The organism is Variovorax sp. ZS18.2.2, from assembly GCF_024701975.1.
GTDB lineage: Bacteria > Pseudomonadota > Gammaproteobacteria > Burkholderiales > Burkholderiaceae_C > Variovorax.
In genome coordinates, this window is record NZ_JANLNM010000001.1 from 1290443 (window position 1) to 1315133 (window position 24691).

The 24691-nt window shown below is 66.5% G+C and carries 21 protein-coding genes; 14 read left to right on the forward strand and 7 right to left on the reverse strand.

The window, feature by feature from the left end; translation table 11 throughout:
• Positions 1 to 28: 28 nt before the first annotated feature.
• The 14 genes from tssK (at position 29) to NU688_RS06225 (ending at position 18400) form a co-directional block, all read left to right on the forward strand.
• Positions 29 to 1384 (forward strand): type VI secretion system baseplate subunit TssK, encoded by a 1356-nt coding sequence (tssK, locus tag NU688_RS06160; protein WP_257859636.1) that lies wholly within the window; start codon positions 29 to 31, stop codon positions 1382 to 1384.
• Positions 1381 to 2757 carry a type VI secretion system protein TssL, long form gene (gene tssL / locus NU688_RS06165; RefSeq protein WP_374684621.1) on the forward strand — a complete coding sequence of 459 codons (1377 nt, stop codon included), beginning with the start codon at positions 1381 to 1383 and terminating at the stop codon, positions 2755 to 2757. The genes tssK and tssL overlap by 4 nt, the downstream gene beginning before the upstream one ends.
• A gap of 64 nt (positions 2758 to 2821) precedes the next feature.
• Positions 2822 to 6775 (forward strand): type VI secretion system membrane subunit TssM, encoded by a 3954-nt coding sequence (gene tssM / locus NU688_RS06170; protein ID WP_257859638.1) that lies wholly within the window; start codon positions 2822 to 2824, stop codon positions 6773 to 6775.
• A 12-nt stretch (positions 6776 to 6787) separates the two neighbouring features.
• Positions 6788 to 7504, forward strand: coding sequence for a TagF domain-containing protein (locus tag NU688_RS06175; RefSeq protein WP_257859639.1), 717 nt, complete (start codon positions 6788 to 6790; stop codon positions 7502 to 7504).
• Positions 7505 to 7536: 32 nt separating this feature from the next.
• On the forward strand, positions 7537 to 8604 hold the full coding sequence (locus tag NU688_RS06180) for a TagK domain-containing protein (protein WP_257859640.1): 1068 nt from the start codon (positions 7537 to 7539) through the stop codon (positions 8602 to 8604).
• 32 nt (positions 8605 to 8636) lie between these two features.
• Positions 8637 to 9776 (forward strand): type VI secretion system baseplate subunit TssG, encoded by a 1140-nt coding sequence (tssG, locus tag NU688_RS06185; RefSeq protein WP_257859641.1) that lies wholly within the window; start codon positions 8637 to 8639, stop codon positions 9774 to 9776.
• 19 nt (positions 9777 to 9795) lie between these two features.
• Positions 9796 to 10782, forward strand: coding sequence for an ImpA family type VI secretion system protein (locus NU688_RS06190; protein WP_257859643.1), 987 nt, complete (start codon positions 9796 to 9798; stop codon positions 10780 to 10782).
• An 11-nt stretch (positions 10783 to 10793) separates the two neighbouring features.
• Entirely contained in the window at positions 10794 to 11435 is a 642-nt protein-coding gene (locus tag NU688_RS06195) for a hypothetical protein (protein WP_257859645.1), read from the forward strand.
• Positions 11436 to 11649: 214 nt separating this feature from the next.
• Positions 11650 to 12009 carry an ATP-dependent Clp protease adapter ClpS gene (gene clpS, locus NU688_RS06200; protein WP_013541678.1) on the forward strand — a complete coding sequence of 120 codons (360 nt, stop codon included), beginning with the start codon at positions 11650 to 11652 and terminating at the stop codon, positions 12007 to 12009.
• Between the two features lie 67 nt (positions 12010 to 12076).
• Positions 12077 to 14398, forward strand: a complete 2322-nt coding sequence (gene clpA / locus NU688_RS06205) for an ATP-dependent Clp protease ATP-binding subunit ClpA (RefSeq protein ID WP_257859646.1) — start codon at positions 12077 to 12079, stop codon at positions 14396 to 14398.
• Positions 14399 to 14517: 119 nt separating this feature from the next.
• Positions 14518 to 15963 (forward strand): cardiolipin synthase, encoded by a 1446-nt coding sequence (cls, locus tag NU688_RS06210; RefSeq protein WP_257859647.1) that lies wholly within the window; start codon positions 14518 to 14520, stop codon positions 15961 to 15963.
• Positions 15964 to 17403 carry an exodeoxyribonuclease I gene (sbcB, locus tag NU688_RS06215; RefSeq protein WP_257859648.1) on the forward strand — a complete coding sequence of 480 codons (1440 nt, stop codon included), beginning with the start codon at positions 15964 to 15966 and terminating at the stop codon, positions 17401 to 17403. It abuts the gene before it with no gap.
• 6 nt (positions 17404 to 17409) lie between these two features.
• Positions 17410 to 17850, forward strand: coding sequence for a DUF3574 domain-containing protein (locus tag NU688_RS06220; protein WP_257859650.1), 441 nt, complete (start codon positions 17410 to 17412; stop codon positions 17848 to 17850).
• A gap of 10 nt (positions 17851 to 17860) precedes the next feature.
• Entirely contained in the window at positions 17861 to 18400 is a 540-nt protein-coding gene (locus NU688_RS06225; protein WP_257859651.1) for a GNAT family N-acetyltransferase, read from the forward strand.
• A gap of 3 nt (positions 18401 to 18403) precedes the next feature.
• Here NU688_RS06225 and NU688_RS06230 read toward each other — a convergent pair whose 3' ends face one another.
• The 7 genes from NU688_RS06230 to NU688_RS06260 are packed head-to-tail and all read right to left on the reverse strand — an operon-like array spanning position 18404 to position 24658.
• A complete protein-coding gene (locus NU688_RS06230; RefSeq protein ID WP_257859652.1) occupies positions 18404 to 18808 on the reverse strand; it encodes a GFA family protein in 405 nt (134 codons plus the stop codon).
• A 25-nt stretch (positions 18809 to 18833) separates the two neighbouring features.
• Complete coding sequence (locus NU688_RS06235; RefSeq protein WP_257859655.1) at positions 18834 to 19337, reverse strand: GNAT family N-acetyltransferase; 504 nt, start codon at positions 19335 to 19337, stop codon at positions 18834 to 18836.
• Positions 19338 to 19341: 4 nt separating this feature from the next.
• Positions 19342 to 20622 carry an amidohydrolase family protein gene (locus tag NU688_RS06240; RefSeq protein ID WP_257859656.1) on the reverse strand — a complete coding sequence of 427 codons (1281 nt, stop codon included), beginning with the start codon at positions 20620 to 20622 and terminating at the stop codon, positions 19342 to 19344.
• A 23-nt stretch (positions 20623 to 20645) separates the two neighbouring features.
• Positions 20646 to 21098: a hypothetical protein gene (locus NU688_RS06245; RefSeq protein WP_257859657.1), complete on the reverse strand. Its 453-nt coding sequence runs from the start codon at positions 21096 to 21098 to the stop codon at positions 20646 to 20648.
• A 1-nt stretch (position 21099) separates the two neighbouring features.
• The gene (locus NU688_RS06250; RefSeq protein WP_257859658.1) at positions 21100 to 22023 is read right to left on the reverse strand and encodes an ABC transporter permease; all 924 of its coding nucleotides are present in this window, start codon (positions 22021 to 22023) and stop codon (positions 21100 to 21102) included.
• Positions 22020 to 23084 carry an ABC transporter permease gene (locus tag NU688_RS06255; protein WP_257860530.1) on the reverse strand — a complete coding sequence of 355 codons (1065 nt, stop codon included), beginning with the start codon at positions 23082 to 23084 and terminating at the stop codon, positions 22020 to 22022. Before NU688_RS06255 ends, NU688_RS06250 begins: the two co-directional genes overlap by 4 nt.
• Positions 23084 to 24658 (reverse strand): ABC transporter ATP-binding protein, encoded by a 1575-nt coding sequence (locus NU688_RS06260; protein WP_257859659.1) that lies wholly within the window; start codon positions 24656 to 24658, stop codon positions 23084 to 23086. The genes NU688_RS06255 and NU688_RS06260 overlap by 1 nt, the downstream gene beginning before the upstream one ends.
• Positions 24659 to 24691 lie beyond the last annotated feature (33 nt).

The following is a 24691-nucleotide window of genomic DNA, read 5'->3' on the forward strand; positions in this document are numbered from 1 at the left end:
GCGACTTGAACGCACAACGATCGATCCCATGAGTTGGTACAACAAAGTCGCCTGGAGCGAAGGACTCTTCCTGCGCCCGCAGCTGTTCCAGCAGCAGGAGCGCTATCTCGAACACCTCGCGCACAAGCGCACGGCCTCGCTCAGTCCGTTCTACTGGGGCTTCAATCACTACAGCATCGACGCGGAATCCCTGTCCCTTGGCAAGCTCGTGCTTGCCAGTGCCGCGGGCATCTTTTCGGACGGTACGCCCTTTGACGCACCCGGCCAGACACTGCCACCCGCACCGCTCACCATCCAGCCGGAGCATCTGGAGCAGATCATCCATCTGGCCGTGCCCATTCGCACGCCCAATGGCGAGGAAACGACCTTCGACGACGCGATGGCGGCTGCGGCATCGCTCGCACGCTTCTCGGTCTTCGACACCGAACTGCGTGACGCGAATTCCATCGGGCAAGGTCCGAAGACGGTGCAGCTTTCGCGCCTTCGTTTGCGCCTGCTGCCGCAACGGGAACTGACGGATGCCTGGATCGGCCTTCCGCTCGCCAAGGTGACGGTGCTGCGATCCGATGGAAGCATCGCCACAGACCCGTATCTGATACCGCCGGTCGCCGGCTACGGTGCGAGCCCGCTGCTGGCCGATTGGGTGACGAACCTGCACGGCCTGTGCCGTCTCCGCGCGCAAACGCTCGCGGCGCGGCTCAGCGGCAATGACGGCAAGTCGAGCGAATCGGCCGAAGTGTCCGATTTCCTCCTGCTGCAGATACTCAATCGCTACGAGCCCTTGTTCGAGCACTGGCTGCGCGTGCGGGAGACCTCACCGGAGGTGCTCTATACCGCTTTGTGTTCCCTCAGTGGGGAGCTTGCGACGTTCGTGCGCGCGAGCACGCGTCGCCCCACCGAGCACCCGGCCTACCAGCACATCGATCCCTGCCTGTCTTTCAGGGGGCTGATAGCCGATGTGCAGGCCTTGCTCAACGATGTGCTGGTTCGCAGCGCGCAGAGCATTCCCCTCGCCAATCGCGCCAACGGTGTGCGCGTGGCAAGCGTCGAGCCCTCGGAATTGCAGGGCTTCTCCAGCCTCGTGTTCGCCGTGGCCGCCCACACGCCGCCCGATCAGTTGGCCAGCGAGTTTCCGGCGCGATGCAAGGTCGGGCCGAGCGATCGGCTTGGCGAACTCATCCGCTCGCATCTGCCCGGCATTCCGCTGCAAACGCTGCCGGTGCCGCCGCGCCAGATCCCCTTCAACGCGGGCTTTGTCTACTTCCAGATCGACTCGCGCGGGCCGTTGTGGGAGCACATGGTCAAGCATGGTGGACTGGCACTGCATGTGGCGGGTGAGTTCCCCGGTCTGCGTCTTGAACTCTGGGGCGTGCGAGAGAAATGAAGCCCTTCGTCGAAGATCCCATGCACAACCAGGAAGAGCCCCACGACGACTCGGGGGGGCCCGATTCGTCTGCCGACCCTTCACCCACCGATTCCCGGCCGGGCGATCCGGAGAAGGGGGTGCATCTCGCCCCGGAGCCATCGATGCAAGTGCGCCTGGCCGCGGTCACTGCCGCCAGGAATCCCCTGCTCGAAGCGGCGCAGCCGCTGCTGCGCGCACTCGCCGACATGCCGGCGACGCTCGGCAGCGAGGGCGTGACGATCCTGCATCAGTTGCTGGAGCGCGAGGTCGCGAGCTTTCAATCGCTCTGCGGCAGTGCGCAGATCAGGCACGAGCATGCGGTCGCCGCGAGCTATTCGCTGTGCACTGCGCTCGACGAGGCTGCCAACAGCACGGAGTGGGGGGGCGGCAAGAATGGCGAGGCCGGCATCTGGGCCGGGCAGCAACTGGCCGCGAAATTCCACGGCGACACGAAGGGCGGCGACAAGTTCTTCCTGCTGGTGGGGCGCCTGGCCGCAAACCCGCAAGAGCACATCGATCTGCTCGAGCTGATGTACCAGGTCCTGGGGCTGGGCTTCGAGGGGCGCTTCGGCACGGCGACCAACGGGCGCCGGCAACTGGAGACAGTTCGCCACCGGCTCTTCACGCTGCTTGGTATGGCGCGCGGCGAAGTTCCGCGGGATCTTTCCCCGCACTGGAAGGGTGTGGGCGCGGGTACGTTCCGCCTGTTGCGCAGCATTCCGGTGTGGCTGACGGCGTCGCTGCTGGCGTTGATCTTGTGCGGCCTGTTCGCTTGGTACAAGTACCAGCTGTTGCAGACCAGCGCCGATGTGGAGCAACGCATCGCCGCCATCGGCCGGATGCGCCCGCCACCTGCACCCCCAACGCCCGTGGTCAAGCCGCTGCGCCTGAAAGAACTGCTGGCGCCCGAGATCGCACGCGGCACCGTGAGCGTGGAAGAAGACGAGCATCGCAGCGCGGTCACGTTCAGGGGCGACGACATGTTCGTTCCCGGCCAGGCGCGCCTGAACGCAAAGATCCTTCCGGTCCTGGACAAGGTCGCGGATGAGATCAACCAGGTCTCGGGCTCCGTCCAGGTCACCGGCCACTCTGACAACCGCCCGATCAAGACCCGCGAGTTTCCCAACAACCAGGTCCTGAGCGAGAAGCGTGCCGATGCAGTGACCGCCGTGCTGCTGGGCAAGGGCGTGGTGGCGTCGCGCATCCGTACCGAAGGGCGCGGCGACACCATGCCGATGGCCGACAGCGCAACGGCAGCCGGGCGCGCCAGGAATCGCCGCGTCGACATCGTCGTCATCCAGGGTGACGGCGGTAGCACCGCGTCGCCCGCCGCAACGCCGGCGGTGCGCTAGAGGCAGGCCGAGAGTCATTCATGCAATACCTCAAACAGTTCCTGGCATTTCTTTTTTCCGGCAGATGCTGGCTTTCGTCGCCATGGCGCTGCTGGCACTGGCGATCTGGTTCGTCGGTCCCTTGCTGGCCGTGGATGGACTGCGTCCGCTGGCCTCGGTCGGCGTGCGCGTGGCCTTCATCGTGCTGCTGCTGGTGCTTGGCATCCTCTGGCTCGTTTCGGGGCCGTACAGCCTGGTCGGGGTGGCCGCGCTGTGCCTGCTGCTTTGGCAGGCGGGGCCTTTGCTGGACATCGGGGCGGCAAAGCCGCTCGCGTCGGTTGGCGTGCGTGTGGTGATCATTGGCGCGATCCTGCTGCTGTATGCGTTGTACTGGCTCTATCGCTTCTGGCAGGCCCTGCGCAACAACGAAGACCTGCTCGCAAAGGTCCTGAGCTTCGGAAAGGATGCGGGCAAGGACGAGACGGCCAAGGAAGAGATCAAGACGGTCACAGCCGCAGTCCATCGCGCCTTGGCGCAACTCAAAGGACTGCGCGGCAGTGGCGGATTGCGTCGCCTGTTCGAAGGCAATCGCTATCTGTACGAACTGCCCTGGTACATGGTCATCGGCAGCGCCAGCGCGGGGAAAACCACGGCGCTGCTCAACGCGGGGCTGCAGTTTCCCCTGGCGCGCCAGATGGGCAATGCGTCCAAGCGCGTGGTGTTCAAGTCGGAAGGGGGCACGCTGCATTGCGACTGGTGGTTTGCCAACGAGGCCGTGTTCATCGACACAGCAGGCCGCTACACCACGCAGGAGCGCAATCCCGCAACCGATCCGGTCGAGTGGCGCGCTTTCCTTGGTCTGCTGCGCAAGCACCGCACGCGTGCGCCGCTCAATGGCGTGATCGTCGCGCTCGATGCAGCCGAGCTGCTGACCATGACCGAGATGGAGCGTGCCGAGCATGCGAGCCTGGTGCACGACCGCCTGACCGATCTGCGCCAGGAGTTGGGCATTCGTTTCCCCGTGTACGTGATCGTCACGAAGATGGATCTGTTGCGGGGGTTCAGCGAATACTTTCAATCGCTCACCAGCGAAGGGCGCATGCAGGCCTGGGGCTTCGCGCTGCCGTTCCGCGGCCTGAAGAACGCGCGGCCCGGCGTGCAGGCCCGAGACACCCTGCGCACGCAGGTGGACGCGGAGCTTGCACTGCTCAATGACCGGCTGGCCGATGGCCTTCGCGCGCGGCTGAACGAAGAGTTCGACGTCGAGCGCCGCAAGCGCCTGTTCGCATTGCCCAAGGAACTGGCTGCATTGGCTGTGCCGCTGGTGCCGATGCTGGACCAGATCTTTCTCGTCTCGCGTTTCGACAGGACCCAGTTGCACGACACGCTGCGCGGCGTGTACTTCACGAGCGGTGCGCAAGCGCATGTGGAGGTGCCCGCCGATCAACAGACGCTGGTCCAGCGACTGCAGCGCAGCCTCGGCCTGTCGGCATCTTCGAGCCTGCAGGCCGCGGGCACGTCGTCCGAGCAGGGGCAGCAAGGGTTCTTTCTCCAGGAGCTGCTGACCAAGGTCATCATCCCGGAAGCTCACCTCGTGAGGCCCAATCTGCGCTGGGAATTTCGGTTCCGGCTGTTGCGCCTGATGGGGCATGCCCTGGCGCTCGTGATCTTCGTGTGGCTGGCCGGCGCGCTGGCCGTGAGCTTCGGCAACAACCGCCGATACCTGGACACCGTTGGCCAGCGTACCGATGTGCTCGCCGGACAGGTGAGCGCGCTGTTCGGCAGCTTCAAGCCGTCGGGCGTGCCGGATGTGCTGAACGGCGCACGCGAGCTGCCTGGCTATGCGGGGTTGGACATCGACAGCCCGCCGGGCAGCTTCCGCTATGGCCTGTACAGCGTGCCGCCAGTGCTGGCTGTGACTGCCGACACCTACGCCCAGCTGCAGGACCACACCTTGCTCCCGACCATCCTGCAGCGCATGGAGGCCGTGCTGACGCAGAGCATGAAGGACGGCGACGCCAAGACCGCCTATGAAACCTTGCGCGTCTACAAGCTCCTGCACGACAAGGACCGGTACATGAAAGGAGGCACCCGGGACGTCAGCAACTGGGTTCTCAAGGACTGGGAGCATGCCGACAGTGCCGCTGCCTTCGGCGGACGCGCTTCGATGGCGGGCCATGCCACGGCACTCTTTTCCGGCGAGCGTCCGGTGCAATCGGCATCGTTGCCCAACGAGGCGCTCGTGCGTGCGGTGCAGGATTTCCTGAACAGCAACACTTCGACGCAGCGCGTCTACGAACGCGCCAAGGCCGCAATGCTGCGTGAGGCCCCTCAAGAGTTCACGTTGATCCGGGCGGTCGGGCCGCAAGCCGGCACCGTGTTCTCCCGTGCCGGCGGCCTGCCTCTCGAGAAAGGGGTGCCGGGCCTTTTCACCTACGACGGATACCACGATGTCTTCAGCAAGCGGTTGCCGGAATTCGTCGGGCAGGCCATTGACGACGACGCATGGGTGATGGGGCGTAGTGCCTCGGCAGTGCTCGATGCCGCCGCTCGCAAATTGCAGAACGATCCGTTCCTCGATGACATCCGTCGTCAGTACCTGAGTGAATACGCCCAGCACTGGGAGGCCTTTCTCGAATCGATCCGCACGGTCGGGGGCAGCGACACCACCGGCACCAGCCTGGGGTTCGACCTGAGCGTGTTGCGGCAGTTTGCCGCGCCAGACTCGCCGCTGGCGCGGCTGGCGCGTGCGGCGGCACGCGAGACCACGCTGTCGCGTCCGCTGGTCGTGCGTGCCCAGGAGGAAAAGGGGTTCCTCGACAAGGCTTCCGATGAACTGAACAAGCAGACCAGCGCGATCGGCAGGAACCTTGGCATTCGCGCGGAGGAACGTCTCGAAAAGGAAATCGTCGACAACCGCTTTGCCGCATTGCGCGAGGTGGTCACGGGCCAGCCGGACATAGGCGCCGGAAACGTCGGCGCTGCCGGCGCCAAGCCGGGGCTCGAAACCATCTCGGGCCTGGTCAACGAGTTCTACACATTGTTGGTCGTGGCCGATACGGCGCTGACTGCGGGCAGCCTGCCACCCGGGGGCTCCGAAGTCGGTGCGCGGCTGAAGCTGGAGGCCGGAAAACTCCCGGCGCCGTTTCGCGAGGTGCTGACCGCGTTGGCCACGAGCGGTGGTGAGAAGGTGGTGCTCGGTTCCACAGGCATCCTGCGCAACCAGGCCCAGCAGCAGCTCGATCGCATCATGGGCCTGATGGCGATGCAGGTCAGCGAACCATGCAAGCGCGGCGTGGAGGGGCGTTATCCGCTGGCCGCGGTGGCGCAGGATGCATCGATTGAAGACTTCACGCTGGTCTTCGCCGCAAGCGGCGCCGCGGACGAGTTCTTCAACAAGTACCTGGCTTCCTACGTCGATACCAGCGTGCGTCCATGGCGCTACAAGGACCCGAATGCGGTCCAGGCCCTTGCCGGTGCCGAGGGTGTTGCCGGAGGAGCGGCGCCAGCACCCGCGACCCCGGGCCCGACATTGCTTGGCGAACTGCTCAAGCTGCTGGCTCAGAGCGGACCGAACCTTGATGCCTTCTACCGCGCTCAACAGATTCGTGACCTTTTCTTCCGCGATGCGGGAGGCAAGAAACTGGCGTGGAAGATGGATCTGCGGGTGCTCGAACTGGAACCCAGCATCACCGACCTGATCATCGACATCGACGGACAGGGCCACCGCTACATCCATGGTCCGGTGCAGGCGTTTACCGTTCACTGGCCTGGGCCGCGTGGCGGTGCAATGGCGGAGATCACGGCCAATCCGCGCATCTCGGGTCCTACCTCGACCCTTCTGGCCAACGGTCCGTGGGCGCTGTTCCGCCTGCTCGAAAAGGGGCGCATCGTGAACACGGCCACACCGGGACGATTGAGCGTCGAATACTCGTTCGACGGTCGCAAGGCGTTGATCGACATCAATTCCGGCAGCCAGCCCAATCCGCTCAGCAGCGATGTGCTCAAGGGCTTCCGTTGCCCGGGACGAGCGGCCTGACGCCCTGATTTCATGCTCGCAAGACTGTTCGCTCCCTGGCGCGCATCTCCACCGGCTATCTGGGGCAGGCTGCCGGGTCACACGGACCTCGTGCGCAGCGGCGTGCGGCACGGTGAAGCGGAGGCGTGGTCGCAATGGTTTGCGGCGCACGGCCTTGACGCGGACATCGACGTCACCGCGAGAGCCATGTCGGTACCGGTCGCGTTCGCGCTGCCGCCCGGCACCTTGCCGTTTGCGCGGCAACCGTTCGTGCTTGGCGTGATTGCGCTGTCCGTCGACAAGGCGGGGCGGCCTCATCCCCTGGTGATCTATCAGCAGGAGTTGCCGCGCCGGGCCATCCGGCATTTCGAGGCACAGCTTCGTCAGCCGCTCGATTGGCAGTTCTGGCTTGCGCGTGCCGTCGCCCGCCAGGCATGCATGGGTCGTGCCGATATTCACGGTCTGGAGACCACGTTGCGCGCTCTGCGGGTGGAGAGCCGCGAGTTGGAAAAGAATTTCTCCGTACAGCGCGTTCGCTGGATGCAAGCCCTGCTCGATCAGCGAACAGGCCCAGCCCCTCGCAACGATCCCGCGGCCGAACTGCATGGCGTCCGCCATCTTCCCTGGGCCGATTGGCCGCACCGCCTGCAAGGCGCGCATGCCAAGAGCGCGTTCTGGCAACAGGACGCGAATGGCCGGTTCATCGGTGCGGCCAACGAGCTGAAAAGATTGTGGAGCGTCTCGCCGTGAATACGGGCACCCCTCGCACTGGTAACACTCCCGTGGCGCCGTTGATTCTTCGCCTCACCCACAGCAGTGGCGAGGCGCGCCACGAAACCATGTTGATTCCGCCGGCCGGCGCAGGCATGGCCGATAGCCTCCAACTGCGGGCCGAGCACCAGAGCGTTGGCCGAGGGGGCGTCGCCAATCTGTGCCGCATTGCCTGGCGCGGGGAAGCGGAGGGATGGCAATTGAGCAATGGCAGCTACACGCTGATGTGCGCACGCAACGGCAAGCGGGTCCGAGCCGGCGCGGTGGTGCCTGTCGCCGTGGGCGACACGCTTGAACTGGGGCTGCTGCGCTTCGTGCTGGAGCAAGGGACGCAAAAGGCGCAACAGGCGCAGCAGGCGCCCGAACGGATGCCTGCGGCCATCGAAACACAAGCGGTCCAGTTGGCCGCGCCCGAAGACCGGGACATCGGCTCCGCGTCGCCACAAGCCTTCGAGCTGCGCGACCTGGATGGCCGGGGCAGCGACGGCGGCCGGCGAATCGACTCTCTTGCCGACCCTTTCGGCGTGCTTGATATCGCCGGTGCAAGGTCTCGCCCCGCCGCGGACATCTTGGCTGCATTGCTTGATGAAAGACCGCGGCTCGAAGCGCGGACCGCGCCTTCGGCAAAGCCTCTGTTCGACGCCGGACCTGCAGATGTTCTGCTGGACGAGTTGCACGAGGAGTTCGTGCGCGTGGTCCAGGATCCCGGCCAACTCGCGGGTCGCAATCCGTGGGAAGGCTTCGTGCTTCTCGGTGCAGAGGCAGCCCCCACGCTGGAAGAATTGAGCAGGCAAGCCGAGACGTATCCCTTGCTGCGCGACATCCTGCTGCCGCGCGAAGGCATCGACCAGATCATCGGGGCGTTCGAACCGCTCGCGAGATCGGGACTTCTCGATGCGGAGCCCTCGCAGGAACTGCTGGGCATGTTCGCGCCGGAGCTTGCCCGCGAAGCCACGGTCTCGTTACCCAGCCTGACGCGACGCGAGCATCACGATCTCTCGCCGGACAGCCATGTTCGGATCGGTTCGACGCGCGTGGGCGATCGCCATGGCGACAATGATCGCGAGGGTGTTCTGTGAAGGAGTCTCCTGCCAGACCTGCGTTGCAGGAAATGTTCACGCGATTGCGCGCTGCACCCTGGAAGTTCGGCTTCTTTGCCGTGCTGAGGCGCCTCGGCGCTTCTTGCTCGCCACAGCCTCCCATCGGGCTCGCCAGCCGTCCACAACAAGAGTCCTTTCGGTTGGGACAGGTGGCGGCATTGATATTTGCGCCGCGCGAAATTGCCGGCGCGGCGCTGCCGGGCGATCACCAACCGGCCTTTTCAGGAGCGGCACCGCTGCGCTCGGGAAACAACCCGAACCTTCCCACGGTGCGCGTGTACGGCCTGGGCCTGCTGGGCCCGAACGGACCACTTCCGCTGCACTACACGGAGCTGATCCGCGATCGCGTCGAGAACCACAACGACAGCACGCTGGCGGATTTCCTGGATCTTTTCCACCACCGCTACCTGACGCACATGTACCGCGCGTGGGCGCAGAGCCAGGCTGCGGCGGGGCTGGACCGCGCGGAAGACGAGGCGTTCAGTCGTTACGTCGCTCGCCTCACGGGGCATGACCCGCTGGAGATCCGCGACTCGGCACTGCCCACGCACGCCCGCCTTGCGGCCTCGACGCACCTGACCCGCGAGGCCCGCAACCCCGACGGATTGGCTGCCACGCTCGCTCGCTTCTTCGCCGTTCCCGTGCAGCTCCAGGAGTTCGTGCTGCACTGGATTCGCATCGACGACGAGGACCAGTGCCGTCTGGGCCAGGCACGCGCTTCCAGCGTCATGGCGGTGGGGGCGATTGCGGGAGAGGTCGTGGCCGATCGGCAGAACAAGTTCCGGTTGGTGATCGGCCCATTGACGCTCGACCAGTACCTGCGCTTCACCCCCCACGGGCGAGACCTCCCGCTGCTCGTCGAATGGGTGCGGGGCTTCATCGGCCACGAGTTCGTCTGGGAGGTCGAGCTGCGTCTGCGCAACGACAGCACGCCGCCCGCCCGGCTCGATGATTCGGAAAAGCTCGGATGGTCGACGTGGTTGGGCGGCTCGAAGGGCCAAGCCGCGCAGGTTGTCGGCTTCACCGTGGGAATGGTGTTCGAGCCGGAGCAATACATCGGCGTGCGCCATCGCAGCAATATCCAGGTCACCCAGGTCACCCAGGTCACCCAGGTCACCCAGGTCACCCAGGTCGCCCAGGCCGTTCATTGACTCCTTTCCCCCGACATCCATGACCTACGTTGACAGTCCCCTCGTGCCGGCCATCGAGCTCGAGCCCTTGAACGCCAGGGCTCCTTGCGGCCCCAGTCTCGAATACGACGCGGAGTACGCCGTGCTGCTCTCGCGCATGTCGCCACGCGGCGATGCGCAATACGGGCAGTTCGTCGGAACGCCGGAAGCGCCGAACTGGGCCGAGATCGAGCGCGATTGCCGCCGCCTGCTGCTGCGGACCCGGGACATCAACCTCTTCGTCTGGTTGTGCCGGGCGCGCACAAGGCTGGCGCAGGCCGCGGGGCTTGCACAGTCATTGGCCGTGCTCTCGGAGGTGCTGGAGCGCTGGCCCGACGCGGTGCATCCGCAGCTCGTTGTCGAGGGGGAGCGTGATCCGGCGGTGCGCGCCAACGCCCTGGCGGCGCTGGCGGACCCCGATGGATTGCTGGGCGATGTGCGGGAGATCGTTGTCGCGGCCAATGCCGCGAGGCATTTGACAGTGCGCGAAATCGAGCGAGCCTGGTCGGTGCCGCGCCTGGCCGACGCGCCGAGTCCTGAATCGGTCGCGCAGCAGCTCACCCAATTGCGTCTTGCTGCGAACGGGGATGCCGATGCGCCGGTGAATCTGTTGTCGCAAGCGCTGCGGGCGTCCCGGCAGATCGCTGACTGGGCGGCGCGCCAACTGAGTGGGGACGCGCCTTCGCTCCAGGCGTTGATCGACCTCCTGAAGCCTTTCGACGAAATCGACGCGATCCACCGCGCCGAGCCCGTCTCATCTCGCGAAGGCACCGAGCGCCCGAGCGTTTCCGGTCCCGCTCCGCGCGACGACGTGCTCCGGGCCATTCGTAGCGCGCGCGAGTGGTTCGAAAACCACGAACCCAGCAGCCCGGTGGCGGTGTTGCTCAAGCAGGCCGAGCGCATGGTCGGCCAGCGCTTTGCGCTGGTCGCCAATGCCATTCCGCTCGATCTGTTGCAGAAATGGGATTCAGAGGGGGAACGTGTTTGATAGAGCTTGAGATGCAGATCTGCTTTCTGGTGACCTGCATCGCCCTGGGAGCATTCGGCGCGGGTTTGGGCGCCTGGGTCTTTTCGCTGACGGCTCGCGCGCAGTTGAAGGCGCAGCGACGGGCTTTCGAACTCGCCAGCGAGCAAGTCCAGCGGGACTTGCAGCAGGCCTTGCTGTGCGTGCCGCAGTGGGTACAGAAGGCGGCGCGCGTTGAATTGGAGCTTCTGGGGCGGCAGCACACGGAGCGCCACAGGGAGTTGCTGCGCGAACTGAAGCGCTGGCAGTCGGAGCAGGAAGACCAGAGACAGGCCGAATGGCGCGCGTTGCTGCTTGAGCCCATTGCTACCCCCGGGCCCACCAGGCCTCCCAGGCCTCCCAGGCCTCCCAGGCCTCCCAAGCCGAACACGGGGCAGCCATCGGGTCGCGAGCCGGAAAAAAGATATACACCTGTGCCGCCCCCGGCTCCTGCAGATATGGATGAAGCCATGAGCGTCCGCCGGCCGCAGCCGGTGCCTGTCGCCGTGCCGGAGGAGCCCGAAAGAGAGCTCACCGATGAGGAAATCGACGCCTTGCCGCCCGATTTGCCGCCTCCCGTCCGGCCGCGCAGCCGGAAAATGTCAGCGCCAAATAAGCCAATCCTGCGCAATATCTGAGCGCCCCCAGGGCCGGGCTGCGCCCAGCCCGCCCCCCGTGGGGGATCAATTCAAGTGGCAAAGCCACATTGACTTGAGAGCAGGCCGGCAATTCGCCGATTTATTTCACGCCTCGTGTTGTCGTGCGCGACGCAAGCCCCTTGATTTGTCGAATACGCGCCACCAAGTCCTCTCGCGTCGGCACGGTGCTTGCACGCTCTATAGAATCTTTTTCATGGCAACGAGAATTCCCAAGACTCCCCCCACCCCTCCGGCCCAAAAACCGGCCGGGGATGACGGAGATTCGGTCGTTCTGGAGCGCCGGCCGCAGAAAACTGCGCCGCCCCAGATGTACCAAGTGGTCATGCTGAACGATGACTACACCCCCATGGAGTTCGTGATCGTGGTGCTGCAGGAGTACTTCAGCAAAGACCGCGAAACCGCAACGCAGATCATGTTGAAGATCCATCTCGATGGCCGCGGTGTCTGTGGGGTCTATTCCCGCGACATGGCGGCCACCAAGGTGAATCAGGTCATGGAGGCCGCGCAGCAGGCTGGGCACCCGCTGCAATGTGTCAGTGAGCCAGTTGCGTGAACCTGTTGAATTGCGCAAGCTCCAACCCATCTGAGAACTTATTTACAGCAAGGCAAAAGGAAATCACATGATTGCCCAAGAACTGGAAGTCAGCTTGCACATGGCCTTCGTCGAGGCCCGGCAGCAGCGCCACGAGTTCATCACCGTGGAGCATCTGCTGCTCGCTTTGCTGGACAACCCGAGCGCCGCAGAGGTTCTGCGCGCCTGCTCGGCGAACGTCGACGACCTTCGGGCGTCGCTCACCAACTTCATCAAGGACAACACGCCGCAAGTGGCGGGTACCGACGATGTAGACACCCAGCCCACGCTGGGTTTCCAGCGCGTGATCCAGCGCGCCATCATGCATGTGCAGTCCACCGGCAACGGCAAGAAGGAAGTCACCGGCGCCAACGTGCTGGTCGCGATCTTCGGCGAGAAGGACTCGCACGCGGTCTACTACCTGCACCAGCAGGGCGTGACCCGCCTCGATGTGGTGAACTTCATTGCCCACGGCATCAAGAAGAGCGATCCGCCGGAAGCCGTCAAGGGCAGCGGCGAAGCCCCCCAGGGCGAAGGCGAAGAGGGCGGCGGCGAACGCAACGAGAAGGCATCGCCGCTCGAGCAGTTCACGCAAAACCTCAACCAGCTCGCCAAGGACGGCAAGATCGATCCGCTGATCGGCCGCGAATACGAGGTCGAGCGCGTCATCCAGATCCTGTGCCGCCGGCGCAAGAACAACCCGCTGCTCGTGGGCGAGGCCGGTGTCGGCAAGACCGCGATTGCGGAAGGCCTGGCATGGCGCATCACCCAGGGCGACGTGCCCGAGATCCTCGCCGAGGCGCAGGTCTACTCGCTCGACATGGGCGCATTGCTGGCCGGCACCAAGTACCGCGGCGATTTCGAGCAGCGCCTGAAGGGCGTGCTCAAGTCGCTCAAGGACAAGCCGAACGCCGTGCTCTTCATCGACGAAATCCACACGCTGATCGGTGCGGGCGCAGCTTCGGGCGGCACGCTCGATGCGTCGAACCTGCTCAAGCCCGCGCTCTCGAGCGGCCAGCTCAAGTGCATCGGCGCGACCACGTTTACCGAATACCGCGGCATCTTCGAGAAGGACGCGGCCCTGTCGCGTCGTTTCCAGAAGGTCGATGTGGTCGAGCCGTCGGTGCAGGAAACCGTCGACATCCTCAAGGGCCTGAAGTCGCGCTTCGAAGAGCACCATGGCGTGAAGTACGCGGTGGCAGCCCTGCAGGCCGCGGCCGAGTTGAGCGCCAAGTACATCAATGACCGTCACCTGCCCGACAAGGCGATCGACGTCATCGACGAAGCCGGTGCCGCCCAGCGCATCCTGCCGCCGAGCAAGCGCAAGAAGACCATCAGCAAGACCGAGGTCGAGGAAATCGTGGCGAAGATCGCGCGCATTCCCCCAGCCAACGTCAGCAACGACGACCGCAGCAAGCTGCAGACGATCGAGCGCGACTTGAAGAGCGTGGTGTTCGGCCAGGACAAGGCACTCGAAGTGCTGGCCTCCGCGGTCAAGATGGCGCGTTCGGGCCTGGGCAAGGGCGACAAGCCGATCGGCTCGTTCCTGTTCTCCGGCCCCACGGGCGTCGGCAAGACCGAAGCGGCCAAGCAATTGGCCTACATCATGGGCATCGAGCTGATCCGCTTCGACATGTCGGAGTACATGGAGCGTCATGCGGTGAGCCGCCTGATCGGCGCTCCTCCCGGCTACGTCGGTTTCGACCAGGGTGGTCTGCTGACCGAAGCCGTCACGAAGAAGCCGCATTCGGTGCTGCTGCTCGACGAGATCGAGAAGGCGCATCCGGACATCTTCAACGTGCTGCTGCAGGTGATGGACCATGGCACGCTGACCGACAACAACGGGCGCAAGGCCGACTTCCGCAACGTCATCGTCATCATGACGACGAACGCGGGCGCCGAGACCATGAACAAGGCGACCATCGGCTTCACCAACCCGCGCCAGACCGGTGACGAAATGGGCGACATCAAGCGCCTGTTCTCGCCCGAGTTCCGCAACCGGCTGGATGCCATCGTCAACTTCAAGGCGCTCGACGAAAACGTCATCCTGCGTGTGGTCGACAAGTTCCTGCTGCAGCTGGAAACGCAACTGGCCGAGAAGAAGGTGGAAGTCACCTTCAGCGACAAGCTGCGCAAGCACCTGGCGAAGAAGGGCTTCGATCCGTTGATGGGCGCGCGTCCGATGCAGCGCCTGATCCAGGACACGATCCGTCGTGCACTGGCCGACGAACTGCTGTTCGGTCGCCTGACCGACGGTGGCCGCCTCGAAGTCGACCTCGACGACAAGGACGAAGTGCTGCTGGACATCCAGCCTCTGCCCAAGAAGGAAGGCAAGTCCAAGCCCGAGGCCGAAGAAGCCGCCACGGGCTAATAAGAAACCGGGCATTCCGCGGCCGACGAGGCTGCGGAACCGCCTCCAAAGGCCGGTAGCATCGCGCTGCCGGCCTTTTTCTTTGGGCCGCCGAAACCCATCCACCCGCATTCGTCACCTTGATCCTCCCCGAACTCAGCCACGAATGGAAAACCGGCCTCTCCCTCGCGTGGAGCGGCTACATCGCTGTGCTGTCGATCTGGATCGTGATGCAGAAGCGCGCGCCGGTGTCCACGATGAGCTGGATCCTGTCGCTGGCGCTGCTGCCGTTCGCGGGCTTCGTCATCTATTACTTCCTCGGGCCGCAGCGCCTGCGCAAGCAGCGCATCAAGCGCTTGCGCAGCCGTGCCGGGGCGTCGGCGCAGGCTGATCTCGCCCGGCTGCGCGACGCGGCGCAGAACGCGCCACCGGCGCTGCAGCAGATGGCGCGGCTGGGCACCGCGGCCTGCGGGTTGCCGGTGTCGAGCGCATCCGATGTGGAATTGCTCTCGGGCGGCGCGCGCACTTTCGACGCGATCTTCGAGGCGGTGGGCTCGGCGGAGAACCACATCCACCTCGAGTACTACATCTTCGAGCCCGACAAGATCGGCACCGCGCTGCGCGACCTGCTGGTCGAACGCGCGAAAGAGGGCGTCGTCGTCCGCCTGCTGCTCGACGCGCTCGGTTCCAAGCGCGTCGGCCGCAAGTTCATGGCGCCGATGCTCGAAGCGGGCGTGAAGGTCGCGCTGTTCCACGACACCAAGATCGGCCGGCGCCTGCGCCCGGTGACCAACTACCGCACCCACCGCAAGATCGTGGTGTGCGACGGCCGCGTGGGCTTCACGGGTGGCGTGAACATCACCGACGAGGAAGACAAGCGCACCAATCCCGACGCGTATCACGACGTTCACCTGCGCATCGAGGGCAGCGCGGTGCGCTGGCTGCAGACCACCTTCCTCGAAGACTGGACCTATGCCACCGGTGAAGACCCGCGCGGCATGGACGACACGATGGCTGCGATGCTGCCGCAGCTCGAGGCCGGCGACATCCCCGTGCAGATCGTGACCAGCGGCCCCGACAACATGCTGGAGCCCATCCATCGCATGCATGTCGAGGCGATCCATTCGGCCACGCACCGCGCCTGGCTCACCACGCCTTACTTCGTGCCCGGCGAACCCGCGCTGATGGCACTGACGAGCGCCGCGCTGCGCGGCGTCGACGTGCGCCTGCTCGTGCCACGCCGCAGCGATTCGGCCATCGTGAGCGCCGCCGCTCGCTCGTACTTCGACGAGCTGATCGCCGCGGGCGTGAAGGTCTGGGAATACAAGGCGCGCATGCTGCACTCCAAGACCTTGGTGGTCGATGAGCATTGCGCGATGATCGGCACCGCGAATTTCGACAACCGCAGCTTCCGGCTCAACTTCGAGGTCTGCGCGGTGGTCTACGGCCCCGAGTTGGCCCGGCCGTTGGCGGCGCAGTTCGAGACCGACCTGCACAGTTCCGGCGCGGTGCGCGCCAACCGGCCACAGAATTTCTGGCGTCGCCTCGGCGATTCCATTGCGCGCTTGTTTTCACCCTTGCTCTGAATGAACCACACCTTTCTCTGGCACGACTACGAAACCTTCGGCGCCGTGCCGCGTCGCGACCGGCCTTCGCAGTTCGCGGCCATCCGCACCGATGCCGAGCTGAACGAAGTCGGCGAGCCGCTGATGATCTATTGCAAGCCCGCGCCGGACTACCTGCCCAGCCCCGAGGCCTGCCTCATCACCGGCATCACGCCCCAGGTGTGCCTGGAGCGCGGCATTCCCGAGCACGACTTCGCCGCGCAGATCGAACGCGCCTTCTCGCAGCCCGCCACCATCGGCGTGGGCTACAACACCATCCGCTTCGACGACGAGGTGACGCGCTTCATGTTCTGGCGCAACCTGATCGATCCGTACGCACGCGAGTGGCAGAACGACTGCGGCCGCTGGGACCTGCTCGACGTGGTGCGCCTGACGTATGCGCTGCGCCCCGAGGGCATCGAGTGGCCGAAGAAGGAAGACGGCAAGCCCAGCTTCAAGCTCGAAGACCTGGCGCGCGCCAACGGCCTGCTGCACGAGTCGGCGCACGATGCGCTCTCCGACGTGCGCGCGACCATCGCGCTGGCCCGGCTGATCCGCGACAGGCAACCCAAGCTGTTCGACTTCGCTTTCGGCCTGCACAGGAAGGATCGTGTCGCCAGCGAGCTCGGCCTGCCCGCGATGCGCGAAACCGCCAAGCCCTTCCTGCACGTCTCGGGGATGTTCCCGGTGGAACGCGGCTGCCTCGCCGTGATGTGGCCGCTGGCGAGCCACCCGACCAACAAGAACGAGCTGATCGCCTGGGACCTCGCCCATGACCCGAGCGAGCTGCGCGACCTCGACGTCGAGACGCTGCGCCTTCGGCTCTTCACCCGCACAGCCGACCTGCCCGAAGGCGTGGTGCGCCTGCCCGTGAAGGGCATCCACCTCAACAAGTCGCCGATGGTGGTGGGCAACCTGCGCACGCTCGCAGCGCCGATGGCCGAGCGCTGGGGCGTCGACCTCGACACCGCGATGCGCCACGCCGCCATCGCGCGCGACCTGCCCGACATGAGCGCGATCTGGTCGCAGGTGTATGCGCGGCCGAAGGAGGCCACGCCCGATGTGGACGAAGACCTCTACGGCGGCTTCGTCGGCAACGCCGACCGCCGGCGTCTGAACCAACTGCGCGGCCTCTCGGCCGGCGAGCTTGCCAAGGACCGCACCGGCTTCGACGACGGCCGCCTCGAAGAGATCGTGTTCCGCTACCGCGCGCGCAACTGGCCCGAATCGCTCGCCCCCGAAGAGACCGAACGCTGGGAGGCGCTGCGCGTGGCGCGCCTGTTCCACGGCGAGGGTGGGGTGCGCACCATCGAGCAGCTGTTCAGCGAAGTCGATGCGTTGTCCGAAACGGCGGACGAACGCGGCGAAGAAATCCTCGGTGCGCTCTACGAGTACGCCGAGGCGATCGCCCCCGAGGCCTGAACGCCCATGACGCACGTTGCTTCCCGTGCCCGCCTGACGCTGATCGCGCTCATGGTGACAGCGCTCGCAGCCTGCGGCACCTTGCCTTCCGCCTCGACGGCCGGCAAGACCTGCGACACCGGCTTCGATGCCTTCGAGCGCGACACGCTCTTCTTCGGCCGGGCCATACCGGCCGGCGGTCAGGTCTCGGATGCGCAGTGGGCCGGTTTTCTCGACACCACCATGACCCCCGCGTTCCCGCAGGGCCTGACCGTGCTCGATGCCGTCGGCCAATGGCGCGGCGCCTCGGGCGGCGTGGTGCGCGAGCCGTCGAAGCTGGTGGTGCTGCTGCATCCGCGCAATGCAAAGGACGATGCGGCCATCGCCGGCATCATCGACACGTACCGCAAGAACTTCGGCCAGGAGGCGGTGCTGCAGGAAAGGCAATCCGTCTGTGTCCGCTTCTGAAGAACACACCGTGAAGGACCGCAACGTCGTCCGCCGGCTGACCGCCGCGGACGCTGTGGCGTACCGCGCCGTGATGCTCGATGCCTACGCCACGCATCCCAGTGCCTTCACTTCCACCGTCGGTGAGCGCGAGGGCCTGCCGCTCGGCTGGTGGGAGAAGCGTCTCGGCGCCCAGGCGGATGCGGCGAGCGTGGTCTACGGTGCGTTCGACGACCAGGGCGTGCTGGTCGGCGCCGCCGGCCTGAGCGTCGAGCACCGCGAGCGTGCGCGCCACAAGGCCACGCTGTTCGGCATGTCGGTGATGGCTTCGGCGCGCCGCGCGGGCTTCGGCCGTCGGCTGGTGCAGGCCGTGCTCGACCATGCGCGCGCGCACGGCGGGCTGCGCCTGGTGCAGCTCACGGTGACCGAAGGCAACGCGGCTGCACAGACGCTGTACGAGCGCTGCGGTTTCCAGGTCTTCGGTGTCGAGCCGTTGGCCATCGCGGTCGACGGTGCCTTGCTCGCGAAGGTGCACATGTGGTGCGACCTCGAACGGGCTGGCCGGGGATGAGCCCTACTGGGTCGGCTTGGCAGGCAGGCCGCTGATGTCCTGCGACCAGCCGAGCGCCGACCTGCACCACTGCTGCCTGCGCGGCGGCAACTGGTCCCGCTCCGCCATGCTGCCGATACGCAGCGAATAGCTGACGGGTGGATCGACGTCCGGGCTCGACGCGATCGGCGTTCCGCAGTTCTCGCAGAAGCTCTGCCGGCGGCGCGTGCCGCTTTCAGCGGTCTTGACGTAGACCTTGGGCTGGCCGGTCAGCAGGCTGAAGTTTTCGGCCGGCACGGGTGCGGAGACGCGGTAGGCCGTCCCGGAGAGCACCTGGCAATCGGCGCAATTGCACAGGCTGACCTTGTCGGGATCGACTTCGGCCTCGTAGGTGATCTGGCCGCAATGGCAGGCGCCGTGGACTTTCATGTTGTCTGTCTCCAGGGATCGTTGTTCATCGGGTTCGCACCATCACCAATGCGAGGCCATCCGGCGTGGTCACTTCACCCTGCTCATGAAAACCGGCACGCAGGTAGCTGCGGATCGCGCGGTGGTTGGTCGGAGACGGGTCGGTCTGCACTTTCGTCACAGCCGCGTCGAGGAACAGCAGGTCGACGAATTCGCGAATCATCGCGCTGCCCAGTCCGCGATTCAACTGCCCGGCATCGGCGAGAAATTGATCGATGCCGCGTGCGCCCGGATCGCGCTCGTCCTCCCACCAGCCGTTGCCCGAGCCCATGACAACGTAGGACTGGATGTAGCCGATGGGTGCCTCGTCCAGCAAGGCGATGTACGCGCGGTCGGTCGATGCGGGCGACAGCATCGGCGCGTAGTCTTCATCGACTTCGGCCTGCGACGGCGCGGGGCCCCACCACTCGGCCACATGCGGCCGACCGAGCCATTCGTGCAGCAGGGGTAGGTCCGAGGCCTGCATCGGCCGGAACGCGAGGCCCTGCATGGGCTCAGGCCCTGGGGATCATCCAACTGCTCGCCTGTGCCCGGCCCGGCAGATGCAGCGTGGCCGTGGCCGCCGGCGTTTCCGCCAGCAGCTTGCCCTTGCGGAACACCTTGAGCCGCGTCGCGCGCAGCCGGATCGCCTCGACCGCATCGCGCGCCTGCAGCAGCACGAAGCTCGCGTCGCAGCCGGCCTCGATGCCATAGCGCTCCAGGTGCATCACGCGCGCGGCATTCGTGGTCACCGCCTCGAAGCACTGGCGGATGCCGGCCTGGCTCGTCATCTGCGCGACGTGAAGGCCCATATGCGCCACTTCGAGCATGTCGCCCGAGCCCATGCCGTACCAGGGGTCCATCACGCAGTCATGGCCGAAGGCGACGTTCACGCCGGCAGCCATCAGCTCGGGCACGCGCGTCATGCCGCGGCGCTTGGGGTAGGTGTCGTGGCGGCCCTGCAGCGTGATGTTGATGAGCGGGTTGGCGATGACGGCCACGCCGCTTTGCGCGATGAGCGGCAGCAGCTTGCTCACGTAGTAGTTGTCCATCGAATGCATCGAGGTGCAGTGCGAGCCCGTCACGCGGCCCTGCAGGCCCAGGCGCTGTGCTTCGAAGGCCAGCGTCTCGATGTGGCGCGAGAGCGGGTCGTCGGACTCGTCGCAGTGCATGTCTACAGCCAAGCCGCGCTCGGCGGCCAGCTCGCACAGCAGCTTCACGCTGGCGGCGCCGTCGGCCATGGTGCGCTCGAAATGCGGAATGCCGCCGACCACGTCCACGCCCTTGTCGAGCGCACGCGTGAGGTTCTCGACGCCGCCTGGGGAGCGCAGCACGCCGTCCTGCGGGAAGGCAACCAGCTGCAGGTCGATGTAGGGCGAGACCTGGCGCTTGACCTCCAGCAGCGCATCGACAGCGAGCAGGCTCGGGTCGCTGGTGTCCACGTGCGTGCGGATCGCCAGCAGGCCCTTGGCCACGGCCCAGTCGCAATACGCCAGTGCGCGTTCGATCAACGCATCGGCGGTGAGCAGCGGCTTGAGTTCGCCCCACAGCGCGATGCCCTCGAGCAGCGTGCCGCTCTCGTTGACGCGCGGCAGGCCGTAGCTCAGCGTGGCGTCCATGTGGAAATGCGGGTCGACGAAGTGAGGGGCGAGGAGCATGCCTTGCGCGTCGAGCTTTTCATGCGCCGGGGCGTCCAGGCCTTCGGTGACCTCGGCGATGCGGCCGTCCTGCACGGCGATCGACATGCCGGTGCGGCCGTCGGGGAGGGTGGCGTTGGTGATGAGGAGGTCGAGCATCGTGAGAGTTCCTGGACTGTCGTTCAGCGCGTGCGCTGCGCCCGATAGCGGTACTGCCCCGCCGCAGGCCCGACCTCGATCGTCACTCGTCGCAGCTTGTCGTCATGTCCGGACGCCGCCTTCGCCGTCACCACGATGCCGCGCGGCGTGGCGCGGCAGGTGATGTCGGTGAGTGCGATCTCGGCATGGTCGTTGTCGAGTTCGGCGATGGCGACCGTGTGCTCGGCATGCAGGCCGCCGTTGGCATCGCGCGTCATCCACTGCACGTAGAGGAAGGACTGCGCGTACTGGTCCGCATGGACCACGCGGTAGGTGCCCTGGTGGTCTTTTCCCCAGGTGCCGCATAGCTGCACCCAGCTGACCGCATCGGGCGTCTTGAAGGTGTCGTAGCTGTAGTCGCTGCCCAGCGCATGGGCGCCGGTGCCGCCGAGCGCGAGCAGCGCGGCGAGCAGGGTGGCAGCGGTCGTCTTCATCATCTCAGCGTTCCCCTTTGCGGTACGGCTTCATCAGCGCCTGCGGATAGCTGGCCTTGCGCGCCACCAGCACCAGCGCGAGGATCGACAGCAGGTACGGCAGCATCAGGTAGAGCTGGTAGGGCAGCACGGCGTCGCCCGATTGTTGCAGCCGCAGTTGCAGCGCATCGAAGAAGGCGAACAGCAGCGCACCCAGGAGGGCCTTGCCGGGCCGCCACGAGGCGAACACCACCAGCGCCACGCAGATCCAGCCGCGGCCGTTCACCATGTTGAAGAAGAAGGCGTTGAAGGCCGAGAGCGTAAGAAACGACCCGGCCATGCCCATCAGCGCCGAGCCCGCGACGATGGCGCCGGTGCGCGTGGCCGCGACCGACACGCCCTGGCTCTCGGCCGCCTGCGGGTTCTCGCCGACCATGCGCAGCGCGAGCCCGAGCGGCGTGCGGTACAGCACCCAGCCGACCGCCGGCACCAGCAACAGCGCGAACAGCGTGAGCGCGGTCTGCGCATTGAGGATGGGCACGGGCAGCCAGTCCATCGGCGCGAAGGGCGTGATGGTCGGCGGCGTGTTCACCTTCGGAAAGCTCACGCGGTAGCCGAAGTAGCTGAGCGCCGTCGCGAGCAGCGTGATGCCGAGGCCGGAGACGTGCTGCGAGAGCGCAAGTCCCACGGTCAGGAAGGCGTGAAGCAATCCGAACACCATGCCCGTGAGCGCCGCCACGCCGACGCCGACCCACAGCGGCGCGCCGGCGTACACGGCGAGCCATCCGGTGAAGGCGCCTGCGACCATGATCCCTTCGATGCCGAGGTTGAGCACGCCCGCGCGTTCGCACAGCAGCACGCCGAGCGTGCCGAGGATGAGCGGCGTGGCGATGCGCAGCACCGCGACCCAGAAAGAGGGGTTGGCGAGGATGTCGAGAAGGTCGGTCATTTCGTCATCCGCACCCGGTATTGCGTCAGCAGCGTCGCCACCAGCACCGCGATCAGCGAGGCCGCGACGATCACGTCGGCGATGTAGGTCGGCACGCCCACCGCGCGGCTCATGGTGTCGGCGCCCACCAGCACGCCGGCCACGAACACGCCGGCAGCGATCACGCCCAGCGGATGCAGGCCGGCGAGCATCGCGATCACGATGCCCGTGTAGCCGTAGCCCGGCGACATGTCGAGCGTGACGTAGCTGGTGCGGCCCGCCACCTCGATGGCGCCGGCCAGTCCGGCCAGCGCACCCGAGAGCAGGGCGACCATCACGACAGTGCGCGTGACTGGCACGCCGGCAAACGCGGCGGCGCGCGCATTCGCGCCGACCGCGCGGATGTCGAAACCCAGCACCGTGTACTTGAAGATCGCCCACACGATCGCCGCGAGCGACACAGCCCAGAGCAGCCCGGTGTGCACGCGCGTCTGGGCGATGAGCTTGCCCAGTTCGAGATCGGACTGCAGCGACACGCTCTGGGGCCAGCCCATGGCGGCCGGGTCTTTCATCGGCCCGTCGAGCAGCGCGGAGACACCGAGCAGCACGATGAAGTTGATCAAGAGCGTGGTCACCACCTCGTCGACGCCGAGCTTGTTCTTCATGAGCGCCGGGCCGAGCAGCAGCAGGGCGCCCGCCACGGCGGCGGCCAGCATCATCAGCGGGAAGAGCACCCAGGGCGAGAGCTCGAAGCCCGTGCCGCCGTGCATGCCGCCCACGGCCACGGCGGCGAGGGCGCCAGCGAAGAGCTGCCCCTCCGCGCCGATGTTGAAGAGCCGCGCCTTGAACGCGACAGTCGCGGCGAGGCCGGTGAGGATCAGTGGGATCGCGCGCGTCAGCGTCTCGCTCCACGCGAACACCGAGCCGAAGCCGCCTTGCAGCAGCAGCGCGTAGGTGCGGCCGACCGGTGCACCGGCCCACAGCACGAGCAGCGCGCTCACGACCATGGTGAACACGACCGCGCCGATGGGCGCCAGCACCAGCGCGGCGCGCGAGGTTTCGTGGCGTCGTTCGAGCCGCATCATGGCGCGCCTTTCGTGGCGCCGGCCATCGCGAGGCCGATGGCTTCGCGCGTCCACGCCGCGGCCGGGCGCGCTTCGCCGAGATGGCCGCCGTGCATCACCGCCACGCGGTCGCCGAGCGTGAGCACTTCGTCGAGGTCGTCGGAAATGACCAGCACCGCCGCACCGGCATCGCGCGCGGCGATGAGCTGCTGCTGCACGTAGGCGACGGCGCCGATGTCCAGACCCCAGGTCGGCTGGTGCGCGACGATCAGGCGCGGGGCGCGGTTCGGGTATTTCTTGTTCTCGATGTCTTCCACCTGCTCGGGCGCGAGCAGCGCGCGCCCCAGGATCAGCTTCTGCATGTTCCCGCCGGAGAGCGAGCGGGCCGGCGCCATCAGGCCCGCGCCGCGCACGTCGAATGCCTTTTCGATGCGCCGCGCATGCAGCCGCGCAGCCGCACGCCGCACGAACACCGACCAGCGCGAGAACACCGGGCTGCGCAACCGCTCCGACACTGCGTTCTCCCACACCGGCAGATCGCCCACCACGCCGACCGCATGCCGGTCTTCGGGGATGCGCGCCACGCCGCGCTGCACCAGCCGGGCGGGCGAGGGCGGCAGCGCGCGGCCCATCAACTGGGCAGTGCCCGAGACGGCGCGGCGCGTGCCGCAGAGCAGTTCGGCCAGCGCCACCTGCCCGTTGCCCGAGACGCCTGCGATGGCGGTGATTTCGCCGGCGCGCAGCGTCAGCGACACCTCGCGCAGCCGGTCCTGCCCACCGTCCTTGGTCGATGCGGTGCTCACATGGTCGAGTACGCAGACCGCATCGCCCACCGTCTTGGCGGGCCGCCGCTGCGGCGCCTCGACCGCATGGCCGACCATCCACAGCGCGAGCTGCGCCTGCGTCGTGTCGGCCGTGCGCGCCTCGGCCACGAGCTTGCCGCCGCGCAGCACCGCGATGCGGTGCGACACGCGCAGCACTTCGCCCAGCTTGTGGCTGATGAAGATCACCGACAGCCCCTGCGCCACCATCTGCGCGAGCGTCGCGAACAGCGCTTCACTTTCCTGCGGCGTGAGCACGGCGGTCGGCTCGTCGAGGATCAGGATGCGCGCGCCGCGGTACAGCGCCTTGAGGATTTCCACACGCTGGCGCTCGCCGACCGAGAGGCTGCCGATCTTCGCGTCGGGCTGCACCGGCAGGCCGAAGCGCTGCGCCACGTCGAGCAGCCGGGCACGCGCAGCGGCACGGCGCGAAACCGGCCGCCACAGGGGCTCGGTGCCCATCATCACGTTGTCGAGCACGCTCAGGTTGTCGGCCAGCGTGAAGTGCTGGTGCACCATGCCCACGCCCGCGGCGAGCGCGGCCTTGGGGTTGCCCGGCGGCAACGGCGCGCCAAACACCTCGATGCTGCCTTCGTCGGCGACGTAGTGGCCGAACAGGATCGACATCAGCGTGGACTTGCCCGCGCCGTTCTCACCGAGCAGCGCGAGCACTTCGCCGGCCTGCAGGTCGAGGGAGATGGCGTCGTTCGCGACGAGGGTGCCGAAGCGCTTGGTGATGCCCTGGAGGCGGAGAACGGTTGCGTTGGTCATGAAGGTCTTGCTCCTTCCCCTCCCGGGGGAAGG